This is a genomic window from Rhodococcus sp. BP-332, from assembly GCF_019836065.1.
GTDB lineage: Bacteria > Actinomycetota > Actinomycetes > Mycobacteriales > Mycobacteriaceae > Rhodococcoides.
The window spans coordinates 1,072,412-1,091,529 of sequence record NZ_JABUEC010000001.1; the positions used below are offsets into that span (position 1 = coordinate 1,072,412).

Here is a 19,118-nt window from a genome sequence, read left to right on the forward strand (position 1 = left end):
ACGCTAGCCTCGGTGACCGTGAGCCTCCCCGCACCCACCGCAGAGTCCCGTGCCGTCGTCACCGGAGCGTCGTCCGGCATCGGAGAAGCACTCGCCACCGAACTCGCCGCCCGTGGTCATTCGCTGATCGTCGTCGCCCGTCGAGCCGAGTTGCTCGAGGCGTTGGCGGCGAAGCTGACCGCCGCGCACGGCGTCACCGTCGAGGTCCGCGTGAACGATCTGTCTGATCCCGTTCAACGCCAGACCCTGGCGGACGAACTGGCCGGCCGCGACATCTCGGTGCTCTGCAACAACGCCGGCATTGCCACCTTCGGTCCGGTGTCGGGGCTGGATCCCGCCTACGAGCGCGCCCAGGTGCAGCTCAATGCTGTTGCGGTGCACGATCTCACGCTGGCGGTCCTGCCCGGCATGATCGAGCGTGGCGCCGGCGGCATCCTCGTCACCGGCTCGGCCGCGGGCAACATGGCCATCCCCAACAATGCGACCTACGCCGCCACCAAGGCGTTCGTGAACACGTTCTCCGAGTCGTTGCGATCGGAGCTCGCCGGCACCGGCGTGCACTGCACGCTCCTCGCACCCGGCCCGGTCCGCACCGAGACGCCCGATCCCGCGGACGCCTCCATCGTCGACAAGCTGGTGCCGGACTTCCTGTGGATCGACAGCGCGTACACGGCACGGCTGTCTCTCGACGGGCTCGAGAAGAACAAGATGCGCATCGTTCCCGGAATCCTCAGCAAGGGCATGTCCGTTGCGGGCCAGTACAGTCCGCGCTCGATCAGCGCTCCGATCATCGGCAGCTTCTACAAGAAGCTCGGCGGTTCCTGACCTTCTACCTCCGACGGCGGCGTCCGGTTCCGAAGATGCTCCGTGAGATCTCGCGACCGGCCGCACTGGCTGCCGACCGCAGGAAGCTCTTCACGGCGGGGTTGGCCATGATGCGTTCTGCGGCCGACGGTCCTTCCGGCTCCGGCGCGGGCAGCGGCGGCAGGTCGTAGGTCTGCGGCAGCGGCGGGAACTCCGGCTGCTGCGGCGTCGGTTCGGGGGCCATCCGTGCGTTCAGCAACTCGTACGCGGACTCGCCGTCGACGGTGGTGCCGTACGTCGCGTACAACGGACTGGCGGTCGCGGCGGCCGTGATCGCGTCCGTTCCGATGGTGTCCATCAGCGACTGCGGCGGACGAATCCTGGTCCAGGCCACGGGAGTCGGCGCGCCCCGCTCGGACAGCACCGTGACGATCGCCTCGCCGGTCCCGAGGGTGGTGAGTGCCTCCTCCAGGTCGTAGTCCGCACTCTTGGGATAGGTCCGTACCGTCTTGGTCAGCGCCTTCTGGTCGTCCGGGGTGAAGGCGCGCAGCGCGTGCTGCACCCGCGCGCCGAGCTGGGAGAGCACCGGCCCGGGAACGTCCGACGGCAGCTGCGTGCAGAAGAAGATGCCGACGCCCTTGGAGCGGATCAGTTTCACGGTCTGCTCGACCTGCTGGAGGAACGCCTTCGACGCGTCGGCGAAGAGCAGATGTGCCTCGTCGAACACGAACACCAGCTTCGGTGCGTCGAGGTCCCCCTCCTCCGGCAGGGTCTGGAAGAGATCGGCCAGCACCCACATCAGGAACGTGGAGAACATGACGGGACGCGCTGCGAGAGCGCCGAGTTCGAAGAGGGTGACGATGCCGCGTCCGTCCGGTGCGGTGCGGATCAGGTCCTCCGTCCGCATCTCCGGCTCACCGAAGAACGTGTCGCCGCCGTCGGCCTCCAGGTTCACCAGTGCCCGCAGGATGACACCGGCGGTGGACGACGAGACGCCGCCGATGCCCTTCAGGTCGGCCTTGCCCTCGTCGCTCGTGAGGTGCGTGATGACGGCACGCAGATCCTTCAGGTCGAGCAGCGCGAGCCCCTGCGTGTCCGCCCAGTGGAAGATCAGTCCGAGGGTCGACTCCTGAGTCGCGTTGAGCTGCAATACCTTGCTGAGCAGGATCGGGCCGAACGCCGTGATGGTCGCGCGTACCGGCACCGCGCCACCCTCGGTACCGAGGGAGAGGAACTCGACCGGGAATCCCGTGGGCGCCCACCCGTCCGCGCCGGTCTCGCCGGCCCGGCCGCGCAGGCCGTCCGAGTCGGCGCCCGGAGCGGACAGTCCCGAGAGGTCGCCCTTGACGTCGGCCAGCACCACCGGAACACCGGCCGCGGAGAGCTGTTCGGCGATCACCTGCACGGTCTTCGTCTTGCCGGTTCCCGTGGCGCCGGCCACGAGGCCGTGACGGTTCACCATCTTCAGCGGTAACCGGACCCGTGCGGTCGGATCCGCGACGCCGTCTAGCACCACACTGCCGAGTTCGATGGCGGGACCTTCCGTGGCGTACCCCGCTGCGATCGCGGCCGCGCGGCCACCCTCCGTCGGTTCCGTCATCGTCACTCGTGCTCCCGTTCTCGTGTCGCCGGCGGTACGGGCTGAACTCTATCGCCGGTACCGACACGTGCGGGTCTACTGTGGCAGCGGTACCGATGGACACGACGGATACCGAGGATGTGCGTGAACGACAAACTGGTCTGGATCGACTGCGAGATGACGGGCCTCGAGCTGGGCTCGGACAAGCTCATCGAGATCGCGGCCCTGGTCACCGACAGCGACCTCAACGTTCTCGGCGACGGCGTGGACATCGTGATCCACTGCGACGACGACGCACTGGCCTCGATGCCGGACGTGGTCACCGAGATGCACGCCAAGTCGGGGCTCACCGAGGAGGTCCGTGCGTCGACGGTCACGATGGAGCAGGCGCAGGAGAAGGTGCTCGAGTACATCCGGCAGCACGTTCCCGCCGGCACCGCGCCGCTCGCCGGCAACTCGATCGGCACCGACCGCGGCTTCATCGCGCGGGACATGCCGGAACTGAACGACTACCTGCACTACCGGATGATCGACGTCAGCTCCATCAAGGAGTTGTGCCGCCGGTGGTACCCACGCATCTACTTCGGTCAGCCTCCCAAGGGCCTCGCGCACCGGGCACTCGCGGACATCGAGGAGTCGATCCGGGAGCTCAAGTACTACCGGCAGACGGCCTTCGTGGCGGCTCCGGGACCGACCACCGAGGAGATCGGCGCTGTCGTGACGACGCTGACCGGTGGCGACGCGTGACACAGGGAACCGATTGGCTTCCCGCGTATCGGTCACGCTAGTATCGAACGCGCTGCATCGCCGCAGGGTGTGCAGCAATGGTGGGCGTAGTTCAGTTGGTAGAGCACCAGGTTGTGATCCTGGCTGTCGCGGGTTCGAGTCCCGTCGTCCACCCCGAACACGAAGGCCCCCGACTCGCGAGTCGGGGGCCTTCGTCGTGCGTGGGGCTCAGCGGGGCAGCGCGTCGAGGTCCGTCCGCATGAGGATGACGTTGTAGGACGAGTACTGCGACGCCGTGAAGTACAGCGAGTCACCGGCCGACCTCGGGTGGATGTAGGGCGCGTAGAGGCCACCGCCCGGGTAGTTGCCGATGTCGTTGTTCACCACCAGCGCGGTGGGAGCGCTCCACGGCCCCTCGGGTGCCGACGCGGTCCGCGCCATGATGCGGCCCTCGACGTCGTTGCCGTACAGCATGATGTAGCGACCGAGATACGCATTCCACGCGACGGACATCTCCCCGACCGGCTGGCCGACCACAGGAGCGGCGGCGGCCAGGTCGGAGGTCCAGGACCCACCGTTCCAGTACTCGTACCGGGTGAGGTCCAGCATCGCGTCGGGTGCGACGCGGGCCAGGTAGGCCGCACCGAGACGGCCGTTCGGTGTCCCGTACTGGTACACGAACCCGTCCTGGCCGCGGACGAACGCCGCCTGCTGGAAGCGGGCGTCCAACTGCTCCGTACCGGGGACGGCCACGCCGCTGTTGAACCGGATCGTGCCGGGCTCGGGGAACCACGTCTGCCCGTTGTCGCGCGACGTCGCGATTCCCGCGTAGTTCGTCGACCACACCGAGCCGCTCCACTCGCGGACCGACATGAAGTGCAGATACTGCACGCCGTTCACGGCGATCGCCGACGTGGGAACGATCGTGTACTCGACAGGTGAGAGCCCGAGAGCCGAGAGCAGTTGGGTCGCGAATCGCGGATCGTTCCCGGCCACCACCGCACCGGAGTTCACGTCACCGGGCACACCGTCGGCGAACGTGATGCCGTCCGACAGGTCGGTGTCGTTGCTGCGCAACAGAACATTGTGCCGCCACTGCCCGCCCAGGACCGCGCAGTTCCCGAAGGTGTCGCCGAACGCCATGAGGGTCTGACCGGCTCCGTTGTCCCAACTGATGCCGAGATCGGTCCCCGAGATTCCGAAACGATCGAACGTCCGGTTCACACTCTCCTGACCGGTCACCCACCCCACGGTGGACGTCGACGGCCCGTTGTAGGCGGGCACCGGACCCTGCCGTCCCGCAGGTGGCTGACCGGGAAAACCTGTTCCGTCGATCCCGGTACCGGGCAGTCCTCCACACGGTTCGGCCGCCGCCACGGGCGCGAGCACCAGGCTCACTCCCCCCACCAGTGCCAGTGCCAGCGCAGCCGCCATCGCCCGTTGTCGTCGCATACAGAACATCCCCCACAGTCGCGCCACACGCGGCAGTAACCCGCCCCCGAACGCAAGGTACCAGTCCGGACACGGTCCGATCTCCGCACCGGGACGGCCCCACCGCCGAATTACACGTATGTGTTTTCGCAGGTAGGCCGGCACAACCGAATTACGTTGGTGTAATTGAGCATTCGTGTTACCGAGCGATACTGCTGTCCCGTAGAGTGACCCGTGGCGCTCTTGGGGAAGGTGCGCCGTGTGTTACTCGTGTTGTTCGCTCGACGGACGTGAATGCCAAGGGAAGGGCATTCGACTTCGCCGAGCGGTGCGCCGTGGGCGACTGCTCGTCCGGTACCGGTCGGTGAGACCGGTACGGATCAGAGGGACGTCGACGGCCGTACCGCCGTGGACAGCGCAGCAGCGACGGGACTCCTCCCCCGGGTCGGCGCCGACCGAATGGCGACGCCCGTGGGCGCATACGGAGGTAGCTCGTGCACCGAACATCACACTCGAACACCGCATCACAGGACACCGTGGACGCATCGCCGTCACCGGTGCGCCGCCGTGGTCGCTGGGGATCCGCCGCCATGGTGGGCGTCGCGGCCACCGGAGCTCTGCTCTTCGCCGGGACATCCACGGCCGCAGCAGCACCCGCGCTTCCGCCGCTCCCCGCTCTGCCCGCGTTCCAGATTCCCGGTGTTCCGCTGAGCGCCAAGCAGCAGGCGGCGATCCTCGCCGCCGTCTTCGACGCGACGGGCGTGCTGGTGCAGGAGGTCGCGGGGCTCGTTCTCGGCGACATCACCCTCACCCCGGTGACTCCCGACGCCGCGCCGGACGCCACGTCGCCCTTCCAGGCGGCCCCGCTGGGCGTCGGCGGATCACGACTCCCCTTGACGCCCGGCACCTTCGAGGTCACGTCCGGTTACGGCGGGCGCAACAACCCGACCGGCGGCGGACGGCAGAACCACGAGGGCATCGACCTCGGAGCCGCGCAGGGCACCACGATCTACGCGGTCACCGGCGGCACCGTCACGCAGGCCGGTGACGCGGGCGACGGGTACGGCAACCTGGTGAAGATCCAGAAGGGCGACACGGAGGTCCTCTACGGACACCAGAGTCGCATCGATGTCGCCGTGGGTGACACCATCGCTCCCGGTCAGGCCATCGGCGCGGTCGGCAGTACCGGCGACTCCAACGGCCCGCACCTGCACTTCGAGGTGCGACGCGGCGGCGAGGCCGTGGACCCGGTCGGTTACCTCACCGCTCTGGGCCTGAAGGTCTAGCGGCTCAGACGGACTGGGCGTTGCCGGCTTTCCACTCGTCCCACGGGATGTTCCAGTCGCCCAGTCCGTCGGTACCCGACAGCGTTCCACCCACGGTGTTCTTCACGACGGTGATGTCACCACGCTTGGTGTTGTCGTAGACCCACTTCGCGTTCGACGGGCTCAGGTTCAGGCAACCATGGCTGACGTTCGAATAGCCCTGTGATCCGACGGACCACGGCGCCGAGTGGAAGAAGATGCCGCTGTACGACATTCGCGTCGCCCAGTCGACCGGAGTGCGGTAGCCCTGCGCGGAGTCCACGGCGACGCCGTAGGTCGACGAGTCCATGACCATGGACGCGAACTTGTCACCGATGATGTAGACCCCGTTGTCGGTGGGCGAGCTGTCCTTGCCCATCGACGTCGGCATGGTCTTGACGTCGACTCCGTTGACGGAGAACGTCACCTGCTTGGTGGCGTCGTCCGCGGTGGCGATGACGGCGTCACCGATCGAGAAGGACGACGACGCGTTCTCCTGGCCGAAGAGTCCCTCGCCGAGGTCGCGACCGAAGACGTCCACCGTCACGGTGACGCGGGTGCCGGGAGCCCAGTAGTTCTGCGGGCGCCACCGCACCTCTTTCTGGTTGACCCAGTAGAAGGCACCCTCGACCGGCGGGTCCGTCACGACGGTGATCGCGTTCTGCGCGGCGATCTTGTCGGGGATCGGCTCGTCGAACTGCACGGCGACCGGTTGGCCGATGCCCACGATCTCGTTCTCGGACGGCAGCAGGTACGGCTTGGTGACGTTGTCCGGCGAACTGGTGGTGAAGGACGAGACGGACGACGCCTCACCGCCCAGACCGTAGGCCCGCGTACGCAACGTGTAGGTGCCGTTGTAGTCGAGCACCTCGCTGTTCGTCCAGGACGACCGATCCTCGGACAGGGCTCCGGGGACAGGGGTGCCGGCGTCGTCGGTGAGCGTCACCTCGGACAGGGTGCCGTCCGCCACGGTCACCGCGACCGGAGCACTCGGGGAGAATCCGACGGACGCGTCGGGCGCCGGCAACGACACCTTCGGCTTCATGAGCTCCGACAGCGGGTTGGAGTCGATCGGCGCGGGAGCCGCCGTCGGTGTCTGACCCGACCCCGCCGTGCACCCGGCCGCGGAGAGTGCGAGCACCGTCATCGCGGCCACCAGAGTCGAGCGCCCACGACGGGTCCTACCCCACGACATCGTCATTCTCTCGACTCCACTCACCTGCGCCCGAACCATCAGCTATCACGCACATGATGCCATCCACCTGGGATTTCTCACCACTCCGGAGCTGGGGAACACGGTCACGGTCGAGTACCGATCGAGCATCGACCCGGCTCCTCACCAGCGGTCCGGAGCCTCTGCCAGCGGGAATGCGGACCGGGCGTCCCGTTTCGATGATCGCGGGTGCTGTTGGTGTGCGTCACAAGCGACCCCGGACAGCACGATGCCGCCGAGCGTGAACTCGGCGGCGTCGAGGACGGAGTCGGCCGTGCGCCTCTCGGCAGAAGGCCGCTCGTAGCGGCGAAAGGGGTGGTACCCGGGGCATGGATCCGACTCCGTCGAGCTGTGCAACGCCGACACCCCCGAGTCTGTTCCCGGCCGCTAGCATCACGTGGATGCGCGCCCTCGGTCCCACGTCGTCCGCATCTGCGCCGCGCCCCGTCTCGTTCCGGCGTGCGACCCGATGAGTGATCTGCGTGTCCGAGACGCCGCCGCCCTGGTCGGTGTCAGCGACGACACCGTCCGCCGGTGGATCGAGAGTGGTGTCGTCGAGACGTCGAAGGACTCGGCCGGACGCACCGTCGTGAACGGCGCCTCGCTCGCGGCGCACGCTCGGGCCCGCGCCGCCGCACCGCCGGATCCGAGCGGCACGGTCAGCTCCGCGCGCAACCGTCTGGCCGGACTCGTCACCTCGGTGGTCGTGGACACGGTGATGGCCGAGGTACAGATGCAGTGCGGCGCGTTCACCGTGACGTCGCTGATGAGCGCAGAATCGGTGCGGACACTCGGACTGGAACCCGGCAGCGTCGCCGTCGCGGTGGTCAAGGCGACCACCGTCATCGTCGAGACACCGTGATCTCCGTCCTCGCGGGCGGGACGCGCGGCCACCGCGACGCGGTGCGTCCGCCCGCCTGGATCCTCGTGCCGGCCGGACTCGGCACGGCGCTCGTCGTGCTCCCTCTCGTGGCGATGCTGCTCTCGGTCGACGTGGCTCGCTTCGTTCCGCTCGTCACCTCGGAGTCGTCCCGGGCCGCGCTGCTGCTCAGCCTGCGCACGGCGGCCGCCAGCACTGTCCTCTGCATCCTGCTGGGGGTGCCGATGGCCCTGGTCCTCGCGCGGTCGACCGGGCGGATCGTCGCCGTCGTGCGCGCACTCGTCCTGCTCCCCCTCGTCCTGCCCCCGGTGGTGGGTGGGCTCGCCCTGCTCTACGCGTTCGGCAGGCAGGGACTGCTGGGTGAACACCTGCGGGCGTGGGGCATCGACATCGCCTTCACCACCACCGCGGTGGTCCTCGCGCAGACGTTCGTCGCCCTCCCCTTCCTCGTGATCAGTCTCGAGGGCGCACTGCGCACGGCGGGCACGCGGTACGAGGTCGTCGCCGCGACCCTCGGAGCCTCACCCGGCACCGTCCTGCTGCGGGTCACCCTCCCCCTGGTCCTGCCCGGGCTGGCGTCGGGTGCGGTGCTCTCCTTCGCCCGCGCGCTCGGCGAGTTCGGCGCCACCCTCACGTTCGCCGGGTCGCTCCAGGGCGTCACCCGCACCCTCCCGCTCGAGATCTACCTTCAGCGCGAGACGGATCCCGATGCGGCGGTGGCCCTCTCGCTGGTCCTCATCGTCGTCGCGATCGTCATCGTGATCCTCACTCGCAGTCGGCGTCCGGCAGGCGTGCTGTGACACCCACCGACACCTCGGTCGTCCTCGACGTCCGTCACCGAGCACGCGGCGCCGACCTCACGCTCACGGTGCCGTCGGGCGGTGTGGTGGCGATCCTCGGGCCCAACGGTGCCGGGAAGTCGACGCTGCTGTCGATGGTGGCCGGACTCGTCCGGCCCGACGACGGCGTGGTCCGCATCGGAGCGCGCACCCTCACCGACAGCGCGCAGCGCATCGACGTCCCGCCGCATCGCCGACGGGTGGCTCTCCTCGCCCAGGACGCGCTGCTGTTCCCACACCTGTCGACGCTGGCGAACGTCGCCTTCGCGCCCCGCGCACGAGGTGCCGGACGAGCCGAGTCCGAGCGACTCGCGCGCCGATGGCTCGAGGCCGTCGACGCGGCAGACCTCGCCGATCGGCGGCCGCGCGCACTGTCCGGCGGACAGGCCCGACGCGTCGCCCTCGCCCGCGCACTCGCGGCGGACCCCGACGTGCTCCTGCTCGACGAGCCGTTCGCGGCGCTCGACGCCGAGTCCGCACCGGCCATGCGCCGCGTGCTCCGCGAGGTGCTCGCCGAGACCTCGCGCACCACCCTGCTGGTGACCCACGACCGGGTCGACGCCCTGACGCTCGCCGGTGAGGTGGCCGTCGTCGACGCCGGACGAGTGGTCGAACACGGCACCGTCCGCGACGTTCTGACGGCTCCGCGTACCCGGTTCGCGGCCGCCCTCGTCGGAGTGAACTCGATCGAGGGCACCATCACCGCTCCGGACACGCTCACGACCGCGTCGGGTGTCGCCGTGCAGGGCCGCGCCCCGGACCCTCTCGACGCGGGCTCGTCGGCGGTGGCCCTGCTGCATCCCACCGCCGTCTCCGTCTTCGTCGAGCCACCGCGGGGCAGCCCCCGCAACGTGCTGCCCGTGCAGATCGGCCACGTGGAGTCCACCGGCTCGTCGGTCCGCATCACGTCCACCGCGGCCGCGGGTCTGCCCGCGCTGCACGCCGACGTCACCGTCGCGGCGGCCACCGAACTCGACCTCGTGCCCGGCCGTCGCGTCCACTTCGTCGTCAAGGCCGGCGAGGTGGCACTGCACGCCGCGGCTCCCGGCGCGCCCACACCGCGGTGACCGGTGGGTCGCCCCGGCCGCGGCGACTGCTCGACGCGGCAGCGGATCTGTTCGGCGCCCGCGGCTACGCGGCCGTCGGCATCGACGACGTCGCGGCGGCCGCGGGAGTCTCGGGGCCGTCGGTGTATCGGTGGTTCGACTCGAAGTACGACCTGCTCCGCACGCTGCACCTGACCGCGGTCGAACGCCTCGAACGGCGCATCGCTCGGGAGGGCGCACCCGCCGATCACCACGCGCTCGCTCTCGGCGCCCTCACCGTGCGCCGCTCGCTCGGCACGCTACGCCGCGACCGCCCGCATCTGCACGACCCCGACATCGGTTCGGTGACCACGGTTCTCGATGCCGTCACCGCGGCAGCACGTCGTGCCGATCCGATCCTTCGGCCCTCTCGCGACTCCGACGTCACGACTCGGGCGGTGCTGTCCACCCTCTCCAGCATCGGGACGCACCGCCTCGCCGTCCCCGCCGCCGCGGTGCTCGAGGTTCTCGACTCCGCGTGCGCCGCGGTCCTCTCGGCGGACCTGCCGGACGCCGTCGACGATCCGGAACTCCCGCACGGCGTCCCGCCCGTCGGGCGACGGGACGCACTCCTGCGCTCGGCCGCGGCACTGTTCGACGAGAGCGAGCCCGCCGACGTGACGATGGCGGCCATCGCCTCCTCGGTGGGCATCGCGGCGTCGAGCACCTACCGCTGGTTCGGCGGCAAGACCGTGGTGCTGGACGAGGTGTGCCTCGGCGCCGCGCGCCGGGCGGCAGACGAGACGGCGCGTGTGCTCGCCCGGTCGGACACGCCGCACCAGGCGCTGGCCGGGCTGGCGCGGCGGCGCGTGGCCCTCGCGACGCGGGCGCCGGCACTGCGGGTACTCCGGCGCCACGGCCTCTCGACCGGTCCGGCGACGGCACGCGAACTCACCGTGATGGCTCGCCAGGAGCGCGGAGAGTGGGTGCACCTCCTCGCGTCGACGATGCCGGGACGCTCGCGGGCACAGTCGTCGGTTCTCGTCGAAGCAGCGTTCACGGTGGTGGACGACCTGTCACGGCACGTCGACGAGCGCCGGCTCGCCGCGGTGATCACCGCGATGCTGGGTGTGGACGACGGCGGGCCCCGATCACCACATCGGTGATCGGGGCCCGCGTCGGATCTGCCGTGCCGCGACCGGCTACTGAGCCTGCAGCAGCGTGAACGACCTGTCTCGTACCAGCAGTGACGTCGGGTCCTCGCCCACTTGCTGCTCGGGGTCGCTCGAGATCGTGAGTGACCACGTCTCGTCGGGCAGGGTGAACTCGACCGGGGTGTCGGAGGCGTTCATCAGCCACAGGAACACGGTGTCCTCGGCCGACGACTTGAACAGCACGGCGATCGACTTGTTCGATCCGGTGGTCCAGTCGTCGTCACCCATCGCGACGCCGTCCGCGCGCTGGAAGTCGATCGTGTCGGGTCGACCGCCGCTCGTGTCGGTGGTGGTGTCGTCCTCGCCGTGGCGGAACCACACCGGACGCAGCGCCGGATGCTCGCGGCGGAGTGTGATCAGCGCCGTCGTGAACTCGACGAGTGCGTCGTCGGCGACCGCCCAGTCGAACCACGAGATCTCGTTGTCCTGGCAGTAGGCGTTGTTGTTGCCGCCCTGCGAGCGCGCGAGTTCGTCGCCTCCCAGAAGCATCGGAACGCCGGCCGAGAGAAGCAGCGTGCCGAGGAAGTTGCGGCGCTGGCGATCGCGCAGCGCGTTGACGTCCGCATCGTCCGTCGGCCCCTCCGCGCCGCATCCCCACGACCGGTTGTCGGACTCGCCGTCCTGGCTGTCCTCGCCGTTCTCCTCGTTGTGCTTCTCGTCGTACATCGTGAGGTCGGCGAGAGTGAAGCCGTCGTGCGCGGTGATGAAGTTGACACTCGCGAGGGTGGGCCGGCGATCGTTCTCGTAGACGTCGGGGCTACCCGAGATACGTTGCGCCAGAGCGGGAAGGCTACCCTCCTCGCCGCGCCAGAAGTCGCGGACGTCGTCGCGGAACTTACCGTTCCACTCCGACCACCGCGCCGGGAAGCCGCCGACCTGATAGCCGGCGGTGTCCCACGGCTCGGCGATCAGCTTCACCGGGGCGAGCACCGGATCCTGATGCACCATGTCGAGGAACGCGCTGTGTCGGTCGAGGTCCTCGTCCTGACGGGTCAGGGTGCTCGCGAGGTCGAAGCGGAAGCCGTCGACGTGCATCTCGGTGACCCAGTAGCGCAACGAGTCCATGATGAGGGCGAGTGCGGCGGGATGGCCGACGTTCAGGCTGTTGCCCGTTCCCGTCGTGTCGTAGTACGAGCTGTGGTCCTCGGGGACCAGCCGGTAGTAGGACGCGTTGTCGATTCCCTTGAGGGACAGGGTGGGTCCGAGGTGGTTGCCCTCGGCGGTGTGGTTGTAGACCACGTCGAGGATCACCTCGAGGCCGGCCGCGTGCAGCGCCTTGACCATCGACTTGAACTCGGTGACCTGCCCACCCGTGTCGCCCGCACTGCTGTACTCGTTGTGCGGCGCGAGGAAGCCGATCGAGTTGTATCCCCAGTAGTTCCGGCGACCCTCCTCGAGCAGGTGCGAGTCCTGGACGAACTGATGCGTGGGCAGCAGTTCGACGGCGGTGATGCCCAGCCGTGTCAGGTGCTCGATGGCGGACGGATGCGCGAGACCCGCGTAGGTCCCGCGGACGGCCTCGTCCACGTTCTCGTCGAGCTGGGTGAAGCCCTTGACGTGCACCTCGTAGACGACGGACTCGGACAACGGGATTCGCGGCGCGGCGTCGTCTCCCCAATCGAACGAGTCGTCGACGACCACGGACCGCGGCATGAAGGGCGCGGAATCGGCGTCGTTGCGGGTCTCGGGCTCGTCGTGATGGTGGGAGAACACCGCTTCGTCCCATTCCACGGACCCCGCAACGGCTTTCGCGTAGGGGTCGAGGAGGAGCTTGGCGGCGTTGTGGCGCAACCCGGCGGCCGGATCCCACGGGCCGTCGACCCGGAATCCGTATCGCGTTCCGACGGACATGTTCTCGACGATGCCGTGGAACACGTGGCCGGTGTACTCGGGCAGTGTCGTCGACGACAGTTCGGTACCGTTCTCGTCGTACGTGACGACGGTCACCGACTCGGCCGTCTCGGTGTAGACCGCGACGTTCGCGCTCCCGTCGGGTCGAAGACTGACACCCGGGGGGTAGGGGGTGGAAGGCTGTCGTGTCACTGATGGCACCAGTTCTCTGTCGTAGGTCCAGCTCGTGGAGGGACCGGAAGTCACCCACGGAAGTCGTGCGGGTCCCAGCGTTCTTACCCGCGCACCGCCCGGACGAAACGGTGCAGGTTGAGCGCACGGGCCACCGGGTAGACATGCCCCATGACGGGCGTCCGCACGACTCGACGCATCGTGCGTGAACGAACGACCGTCGCGGCGGGAATGCGACGTCGGCTGGCGGCCCGCGACACGGCCCTGGTGGCGGCGGGCATCACGTTCTACGGCGGCATCGCCGTCGTGCCGATGTTGCTGTTGGGTCTGCGCCTCACCACGCTGCTGCTGGGTGAGGAGACCGTCGTCGGGTACGGAGACGCCATCGCCGGACTTCTGCCGGGCGCAGCGGGCGCCCCGGGTGCGGTGCGGACCCTGTTCGACGCCGGGACCCACCTCGGGTGGCTGGGCGGCCTGGTCGCGATCCTGCCCGCCACCTTCTACGGCGAGGGCATGCGACGGGCCCTGCTCGTCTACGAGCCCGTGCGCGAATCGTTCGTCGGCTGGCGCGGTCGCGCGTCGGCGCTCCCGGTCCTGATCGTCACGCCACTGCTCACCATCCCCGTTCTCGTGGTGGGCAACGCACTCGCCTCGGTGAACGGCGGCATCGGCGCGGGAGCGTTCCGCGTCTGGCTCGGATTCGTCACCGTCTGGCTGGTGCTCGCCGTACCCATCGGATGGACGTACCGGGTGGTCGCGCCGACCACCCTCTCGCGTACGGCAGTCGTGATCGGTGCCCTGACCACCGCGTCCTTCGTCTCGGGATTCCTGCAGGGCTACGTGCTGTTCCTCGCGATACCCATTGACTGGTCGGGCCCGTTCGGCGGCCTCGAACCCGTCGGAGCGGCCGTCGCCACGGTGCTGTGGCTGTTCCTGCTGCACATCATCGTGCTGATCGGCTGGGTGTTCACTCTCGAGTGCGACCGGGTCGCGGAGCGGGAAGCGCACTCAGAGCGTGATGGATCGACACGCTGATCTGACTGAAGCCGACGACGGCGAGGATCAGGGACACGGCGGCACCGATGGTGCCGAACAGCGGACCGGTGTCCACCACCGAGGCTCCCAGGAGAGTCACCACGACGGCGATCACGCGGGACGGGCGCTCCCACACCGTCACGACTCCGATCGACGCCATCCCCGCGGACACCGCGCGAGCCCGAGCCGTCTCGTGCAACAGGGTGAGCAGCGCGACCGCGACCACCAGGGGTGCGGGTGCTCCCAGCACGAGGAGAACCGCGAAGACGAGCATGTCCGAGAGTCGATCGGCCACCGAGTCGGCAACGTAGCCGAATGCCGTCGATCGACCGCGGAGCAGTGCGACGGCGCCGTCGAGGCTGTCCACCAGCGCCGACAGGACGAGAAGCAGTGCCGCCGCGCCGGCGCCCCACGGACCGGAACCCGCGACGGCGAGAGCCAGGACAGCGAAGAGAACCCCCACAGCGGTGACCGCGGTGGGGGCGACGCGCGCCCGCGCGAGCGGGCGGGCCAGAACGTACGTGATGGTCAGCCAGCCGTGCACCAGTGCCGACGAGTGCACGTCGTACCCGCCGTGCAGCTCGGACCACGCACGGAAGTACTGCGTGCGAGTTCTCGGCACGGAGACGACGGGTTCCGACGCATCGGAACCCGTCACGTGATCGTGGTCAGTGACCACCGGGATCGGTGAGGGACTTGCCCTCGGCCGCCTTGACGCGCTTGCGCTCGAGCAGGACCACGGCGAGGCCGGCGAGCAGGAGAACCGGGCAGGCGATGCCGGCGACCAGCACCCATCCCTCGAAGCCGCCGCCCGCTGCGGTCAGGCCCAGTCCGAGCGCGACGAAGCCCAGCGCCATCAGGAAGTAGCCCGGCCATGCGCGGCTGTCGGTGATGGCCTCACCGGCGTGCGCACGCGTGGTGCGTGCGAAATCCTGCGGCTGCTCGTTCTCGTTCTGCGCGACCACGACTTGTCCTTTCGTCGATACATCCGTGCATGCCCGTCGGACCGCCGGGGGAAACCCGGTCGGTGGGCGCTCACAGAGGGCATTCGGAACCACCTACCCCCGCGACGGCTCGTACGGAGTGACGAGGGCGACGTCGGGCGCTAGGGTGAGCGCGTCAACAGACCATGCGGTTCGTGAATCGGGACGTGAACCGCTCTACGTGAGGACGCGCCCGTGCCCTATCTCGGCCTGATCGTCGCCGTGCTCTGGATCTTCTGCCTCATCGACGTCATCACGGCCGACGAAGGTGGCATCCGTCACCTCCCGAAGACGGTCTGGCTCCTGCTCGTCGTGTTCCTTCCTCTCGCCGGGTCCGTGGCCTGGCTCGTGGCGGGCCGGCCCGTCGGCGGCGGCATCTGGGGCGGTCCCGACGCGGGACGCCGACCGAGCGCGACCCGTTTCCCCGAGTACGACGTCCGTCCCGGCCGCGCGGTCGCGATGAACTCCGAGTCCGACGAGGAGTTCCTGCGTCGGTGCCGGGAACGCGCTCAGCAGCAGCGCGACGCCGCCCGTCGCACCAGGAATCCCGAGCACGACTGACGCGTACGCGTCGTCCCGACCGGTCGGCCACGTGGGTTAGGGTCGGCTAATGCATGACGCACCTCCGTCGACCGGCGGGGCCATCCTGCGCCGCACCACCCGGCGCCACCGTGTGCGACTCGTCGGTTCGTCGGCCCTGTTCTGTGTGCACCAGTTCTGCGAGACGATGGTGCCGGTCGCCATCGGTCTCATCATCGGCCGCGCGGTCGAGACCGGCGACGTCACCGCGATGATCGTCTCATTGCTGGGGCTGGCGGGCCTGTTCGTCGTCCTCTCCTACGCGTACCGCTTCGGCGCCCGCATCATCGTCGTCGCGATCGAGCGGGAAGCACACCTGCTGCGCGTGGAGGTCGCGGGACGCGTGCTCGACCCGCGCGGCGTCCAGGTCGATCTCGGCCCCGGCGAGTTGTTGACGGTCAGCACCTCGGATGCCGAGAAGACCTCGTGGGCGCTCGACGCCATCGCCCGGGTCGCCGCCGCGGTCACCGCCCTCGTCGTCACGGCGGTGGCACTTCTCGTCATCGATGTGCCGCTCGGGCTGGCCGTCGTCATCGGCACGCCTGTCCTTCTCCTTCTCCTGCAGTTGTGTGCGCCGTTCCTCACCCGCGCCGCGACCGATCAGCAGGCGGAGGTGGCCCGCGTCTCGGGTCTCGCCACCGATCTCGTCAGCGGCGTACGGCCCCTCCGCGGTATCGGCGCCGAGGACGTCGCGTCCCGGCGGTTCGTGCAGTCGAGCCGACGTGCACTGGCCGCGACGATGCGTCTGGCCCGTGGCAACAGCGTGTACCTCGGTGTCTCGGCGACGGTGGGCGCGCTGCTGTCCGCCGCCGTGGCCGGCACGGCCGGGTTCCTCGCTCTCGAGGGCCGGATCTCCGTCGCCGAGCTGATCACTGTCGTCGGACTGGCGCAGTTCCTCATCGAGCCGCTGAGTTCGCTCTCCCGACTTCCCGGCTTCCTCGCGGTCATCCGCGGATCAGCGGACCGGTTGGCATTGGTTCTCGGCGCCGACCCGGTGGTCACCTCCACCGGTACGCGGTCCCCCGACACCTCGTCCGTCGGACTCGACGACCTGTCCTACGGGACCTTGACGCATCTCGACCTGCATCTCGAGCGCGGTGAGATCGTCGGCGTCGTCGCCTACCGGCCGCAGGACGCCGATGCATTGGCCGCCGTCCTCTCCGGCCAGGTGTCGCCCGACGACGTCACCGGACGGCTGACGGTCGGCGGCGTCGACGTGGCCGAGCTCGCGCTCCCCGAGGTCCGCCGCACCGTGCTGGTGGAACCGCACACGTCGGATCTGTTCGCCGGCACGGTGCGGTCCAACATCGCCCTGGACCGCGGGAGCGACCTCGACGCCGCGGTGACCGCCTCCGCCGTCACCGACATCGTCGCCATGCACGACGGCGGTCTCGACCATCCGGTGACCGACCGCGGTGCCAGCCTGTCCGGTGGGCAACGCCAACGAGTCGCCCTCGCCCGCGCACTCGCGGCGCAGCCACCGGTACTCGTCCTCCACGATCCGACCACCGCCGTCGACGCGGTGACCGAACACGCCATCGCCACCGGCATCGCGGGACTGCGTCACGACGGCGACGCCCGCACCCAGACGACGGTGCTCATCACCACCAGCCCCGCGCTCCTCGCGGTCACCGACCGCGTCGTCGTGCTCGACGAGGGGCGCGTCGCGACCGTCGGCACCCACCACGGGTTGGCGGAGACGGACGAGCGCTACCGAGAGGCGGTTCTGCGATGACCGAACCGACCGCACTGCTGCCCATCGCGAGTGGACGGCGATGCTGGGCGTTCCTTCGCGGCGAACTCCGTGCGCGGCGGGGATCGGTCGCGCTCACCGTCGCCATCGGCGTGGTCGCGGCGGCGATGGCGCTGATTCCCGTGTACGTCTTCGGCATGCTCGTCGATCGGGTGACCGAGGGCGCACCGACGTCCACGATCGTCGGTGTCGTGACGGTCATCGGCGCCGCGGCGGTCGCGGGCGGCGTCTTCACCGGGATCGGCGCCTACACCGTCAGTCTGCTCGGCGAGAAGATGTTGGCCTCGCTGCGCGAGCGCGTCCTCGGTCGCGCACTCCACCTCCCGGTGAGCACACTGGAGCGAGTCGGCAAGGGAGACCTGCTCTCCCGCGTCGGGGACGACATCGCGGTGATGGCGAAATCGCTCGGCGAAGTGGTGCCGAACATCCTCGCCGCCGTGCTGCTGGTCCTGCTCAGTCTGATCACGATGCTCGGGCTCGACTGGCGTCTGGGACTCGCGGGCATGGTCGCGATCCCGATGTACGTGATGGCCCTGCACTGGTATCTGCCGCGGTCCGCCCCGATGTACGCCGCCGAGCGCGTCGCGATGGGCGAGCGCGCCCAGTCTCTGGTCAGCAGCATGCAGGGGGCCCGCACCGTGCGGGCGTACGGCATGGAGGGTGAGCACCTCGCGCGCATCGACGCATCGTCCGGCAAGGCTCGCGACATCGCCGTCACCGTCTTCCGTCTCTTCACCCGGTTCGGCTCGCGCAGCAACCGGGCGGAGTGCGTCGGCCTCTCGGTCATCCTCACCGTCGGCTTTCTGCTGGTGCGCGAGGACGCCGTCACCGTCGGTCAGACCACCGCGGCGGCACTGCTGTTCCACCGGCTCTTCAACCCGATCGGCATGCTGCTGTACTCGTTCGACGACATCCAGTCGGCCGGGGCCTCCCTCGCACGACTGGTGGGTGTCATCGATCTGCCCGACGACCGCTCCCCCGGGACCGAGGTGGAGCCCGCCGACGGCACCGTCGTCGTGACGAACCTCCGCCACTCCTACGACGGGGTCGACGACGTCCTGCACGGGATCGATCTGCGGATCGACGACGGCACGACGGTGGCGCTGGTCGGCTCGACCGGCGCCGGCAAGTCCACCATCGCCGCGCTCGTGGCCGGCTCGATGCGAGCGGACTCCGGATCGGTCCGGGTGGGCGGGGTGTCGCTCGACGACATCGGCTCCGATCGATTGCGCCGGCACGTCGCGATCGTCAGCCAGGAGGTGCACGTGTTCGCCGGACCGCTCATCGACGATCTGCGGCTCGCGGCACCGGACGCGGATCGGGAGACGGTCGAACACGCTCTGCGGACGGTCGGCGCGCACTCGTGGGTGAGCACCCTCGAGGACGGTCTCGACACGGTGGTCGGCGAGGGCGGCGTCGAGCTGACTCCGTCTCGCGCGCAACAGATCGCACTGGCCCGCATCGTCCTGGCCGATCCGGCGGTCGCCGTCCTCGACGAAGCCACCGCCGAGGCCGGCAGCGCCGGCGCGCGCGACCTCGAGGAGGCCGCCCGGGCCGCCACTCGCGGACGGACGACTATCGTCGTCGCCCACCGCCTCACCCAGGCGGCGAGCGCCGACAGCGTCGTGGTGCTCGAGCACGGCCGCATCGTCGAGCAGGGGCCGCACCGGGACCTGGTGGAGGCGGGCGGCCGGTACTCCGAACTCTGGTCCGCGTGGCGAGGGCGCTAGT

The 19,118-nt window shown here is 69.5% G+C and carries 17 protein-coding genes and 1 tRNA gene; 12 read left to right on the forward strand and 6 right to left on the reverse strand.

Features of this window, described 5'->3' with window-relative positions; all coding sequences use genetic code 11:
* Nucleotides 1-18: 18 nt before the first annotated feature.
* Nucleotides 19-825 carry a mycolate reductase gene (cmrA, locus tag HQ314_RS05005; RefSeq protein ID WP_222649391.1) on the forward strand — a complete coding sequence of 269 codons (807 nt, stop codon included), beginning with the start codon at nucleotides 19-21 and terminating at the stop codon, nucleotides 823-825.
* A 4-nt stretch (nucleotides 826-829) separates the two neighbouring features.
* Here cmrA and HQ314_RS05010 read toward each other — a convergent pair whose 3' ends face one another.
* Nucleotides 830-2,404, reverse strand: coding sequence for a helicase HerA-like domain-containing protein (locus HQ314_RS05010; protein ID WP_051613380.1), 1,575 nt, complete (start codon nucleotides 2,402-2,404; stop codon nucleotides 830-832).
* 123 nt (nucleotides 2,405-2,527) lie between these two features.
* On the opposite strand from HQ314_RS05010, the gene orn reads away from it, so the two are divergent.
* Nucleotides 2,528-3,130, forward strand: coding sequence for an oligoribonuclease (gene orn / locus HQ314_RS05015; RefSeq protein WP_222630093.1), 603 nt, complete (start codon nucleotides 2,528-2,530; stop codon nucleotides 3,128-3,130).
* An 80-nt stretch (nucleotides 3,131-3,210) separates the two neighbouring features.
* Nucleotides 3,211-3,283 (forward strand) — tRNA-His (locus HQ314_RS05020).
* A 54-nt stretch (nucleotides 3,284-3,337) separates the two neighbouring features.
* On the opposite strand, the gene HQ314_RS05025 is transcribed toward HQ314_RS05020, so the two are convergent.
* Nucleotides 3,338-4,561 (reverse strand): DUF4185 domain-containing protein, encoded by a 1,224-nt coding sequence (locus tag HQ314_RS05025; RefSeq protein WP_261781349.1) that lies wholly within the window; start codon nucleotides 4,559-4,561, stop codon nucleotides 3,338-3,340.
* 515 nt (nucleotides 4,562-5,076) lie between these two features.
* Between HQ314_RS05025 and HQ314_RS05030 the strand changes: the two genes are divergently transcribed.
* On the forward strand, nucleotides 5,077-5,826 hold the full coding sequence (locus HQ314_RS05030; RefSeq protein ID WP_308119227.1) for a M23 family metallopeptidase: 750 nt from the start codon (nucleotides 5,077-5,079) through the stop codon (nucleotides 5,824-5,826).
* 4 nt (nucleotides 5,827-5,830) lie between these two features.
* Here the strand turns inward: HQ314_RS05030 and HQ314_RS05035 are convergent, their stop codons facing one another.
* The gene (locus HQ314_RS05035; RefSeq protein WP_261769329.1) at nucleotides 5,831-7,045 is read right to left on the reverse strand and encodes an Ig-like domain-containing protein; all 1,215 of its coding nucleotides are present in this window, start codon (nucleotides 7,043-7,045) and stop codon (nucleotides 5,831-5,833) included.
* 481 nt (nucleotides 7,046-7,526) lie between these two features.
* Here HQ314_RS05035 and HQ314_RS05040 point away from each other — a divergent pair, with 481 nt between their 5' ends.
* From HQ314_RS05040 to HQ314_RS05055, 4 genes are read left to right on the forward strand one after another with little or no spacing between them, the layout of a single operon-like run.
* Entirely contained in the window at nucleotides 7,527-7,919 is a 393-nt protein-coding gene (locus HQ314_RS05040) for a molybdopterin-binding protein (protein ID WP_027505607.1), read from the forward strand.
* Nucleotides 7,919-8,737, forward strand: coding sequence for an ABC transporter permease (locus HQ314_RS05045; protein WP_308119254.1), 819 nt, complete (start codon nucleotides 7,919-7,921; stop codon nucleotides 8,735-8,737). Before HQ314_RS05040 ends, HQ314_RS05045 begins: the two co-directional genes overlap by 1 nt.
* Nucleotides 8,734-9,843, forward strand: coding sequence for a sulfate/molybdate ABC transporter ATP-binding protein (locus HQ314_RS05050; protein ID WP_222649392.1), 1,110 nt, complete (start codon nucleotides 8,734-8,736; stop codon nucleotides 9,841-9,843). Before HQ314_RS05045 ends, HQ314_RS05050 begins: the two co-directional genes overlap by 4 nt.
* Nucleotides 9,840-10,967, forward strand: a complete 1,128-nt coding sequence (locus tag HQ314_RS05055) for a TetR family transcriptional regulator (protein ID WP_222649393.1) — start codon at nucleotides 9,840-9,842, stop codon at nucleotides 10,965-10,967. Before HQ314_RS05050 ends, HQ314_RS05055 begins: the two co-directional genes overlap by 4 nt.
* Before the next feature lie 36 nt (nucleotides 10,968-11,003).
* Here the strand turns inward: HQ314_RS05055 and glgX are convergent, their stop codons facing one another.
* On the reverse strand, nucleotides 11,004-13,058 hold the full coding sequence (glgX, locus tag HQ314_RS05060) for a glycogen debranching protein GlgX (RefSeq protein WP_222647476.1): 2,055 nt from the start codon (nucleotides 13,056-13,058) through the stop codon (nucleotides 11,004-11,006).
* 150 nt (nucleotides 13,059-13,208) lie between these two features.
* On the opposite strand from glgX, the gene HQ314_RS05065 reads away from it, so the two are divergent.
* On the forward strand, nucleotides 13,209-14,072 hold the full coding sequence (locus HQ314_RS05065; RefSeq protein ID WP_222649394.1) for a YhjD/YihY/BrkB family envelope integrity protein: 864 nt from the start codon (nucleotides 13,209-13,211) through the stop codon (nucleotides 14,070-14,072).
* Here HQ314_RS05065 and HQ314_RS05070 read toward each other — a convergent pair.
* Both HQ314_RS05070 and HQ314_RS05075 read right to left on the reverse strand, forming a co-directional pair.
* Nucleotides 14,005-14,730, reverse strand: a complete 726-nt coding sequence (locus HQ314_RS05070; RefSeq protein WP_197027781.1) for a CDP-alcohol phosphatidyltransferase family protein — start codon at nucleotides 14,728-14,730, stop codon at nucleotides 14,005-14,007. The genes HQ314_RS05065 and HQ314_RS05070 overlap by 68 nt on opposite strands.
* A gap of 10 nt (nucleotides 14,731-14,740) precedes the next feature.
* Entirely contained in the window at nucleotides 14,741-15,037 is a 297-nt protein-coding gene (locus HQ314_RS05075) for a hypothetical protein (protein ID WP_027505601.1), read from the reverse strand.
* 213 nt (nucleotides 15,038-15,250) lie between these two features.
* On the opposite strand from HQ314_RS05075, the gene HQ314_RS05080 reads away from it, so the two are divergent.
* Genes HQ314_RS05080 through HQ314_RS05090 form a run of 3 tightly spaced genes read left to right on the forward strand, consistent with a single transcriptional unit; the run spans nucleotide 15,251 to nucleotide 19,117 of the window.
* On the forward strand, nucleotides 15,251-15,616 hold the full coding sequence (locus HQ314_RS05080) for a PLD nuclease N-terminal domain-containing protein (RefSeq protein WP_222649395.1): 366 nt from the start codon (nucleotides 15,251-15,253) through the stop codon (nucleotides 15,614-15,616).
* A gap of 49 nt (nucleotides 15,617-15,665) precedes the next feature.
* Nucleotides 15,666-17,369, forward strand: coding sequence for an ABC transporter ATP-binding protein (locus HQ314_RS05085; protein WP_222649396.1), 1,704 nt, complete (start codon nucleotides 15,666-15,668; stop codon nucleotides 17,367-17,369).
* Nucleotides 17,366-19,117: an ABC transporter ATP-binding protein gene (locus HQ314_RS05090; RefSeq protein WP_222649397.1), complete on the forward strand. Its 1,752-nt coding sequence runs from the start codon at nucleotides 17,366-17,368 to the stop codon at nucleotides 19,115-19,117. Before HQ314_RS05085 ends, HQ314_RS05090 begins: the two co-directional genes overlap by 4 nt.
* Nucleotide 19,118: the final 1 nt, after the last annotated feature.

Bases quoted from the DNA above. Each gene is read 5' to 3' on its own strand.
- HQ314_RS05010 (WP_051613380.1), bottom strand. From the start codon at position 2,404: ATGACGGAACCGACGGAGGGTGGCCGCGCGGCCGCGATCGCAGCGGGG.
- HQ314_RS05025 (WP_261781349.1), bottom strand. From the start codon at position 4,561: ATGCGACGACAACGGGCGATGGCGGCTGCGCTGGCACTGGCACTGGTG.
- HQ314_RS05035 (WP_261769329.1), bottom strand. From the start codon at position 7,045: ATGACGATGTCGTGGGGTAGGACCCGTCGTGGGCGCTCGACTCTGGTG.
- HQ314_RS05040 (WP_027505607.1), top strand. From the start codon at position 7,527: ATGAGTGATCTGCGTGTCCGAGACGCCGCCGCCCTGGTCGGTGTCAGC.
- HQ314_RS05065 (WP_222649394.1), top strand. From the start codon at position 13,209: ATGACGGGCGTCCGCACGACTCGACGCATCGTGCGTGAACGAACGACC.
- HQ314_RS05085 (WP_222649396.1), top strand. From the start codon at position 15,666: ATGCATGACGCACCTCCGTCGACCGGCGGGGCCATCCTGCGCCGCACC.
- HQ314_RS05090 (WP_222649397.1), top strand. From the start codon at position 17,366: ATGACCGAACCGACCGCACTGCTGCCCATCGCGAGTGGACGGCGATGC.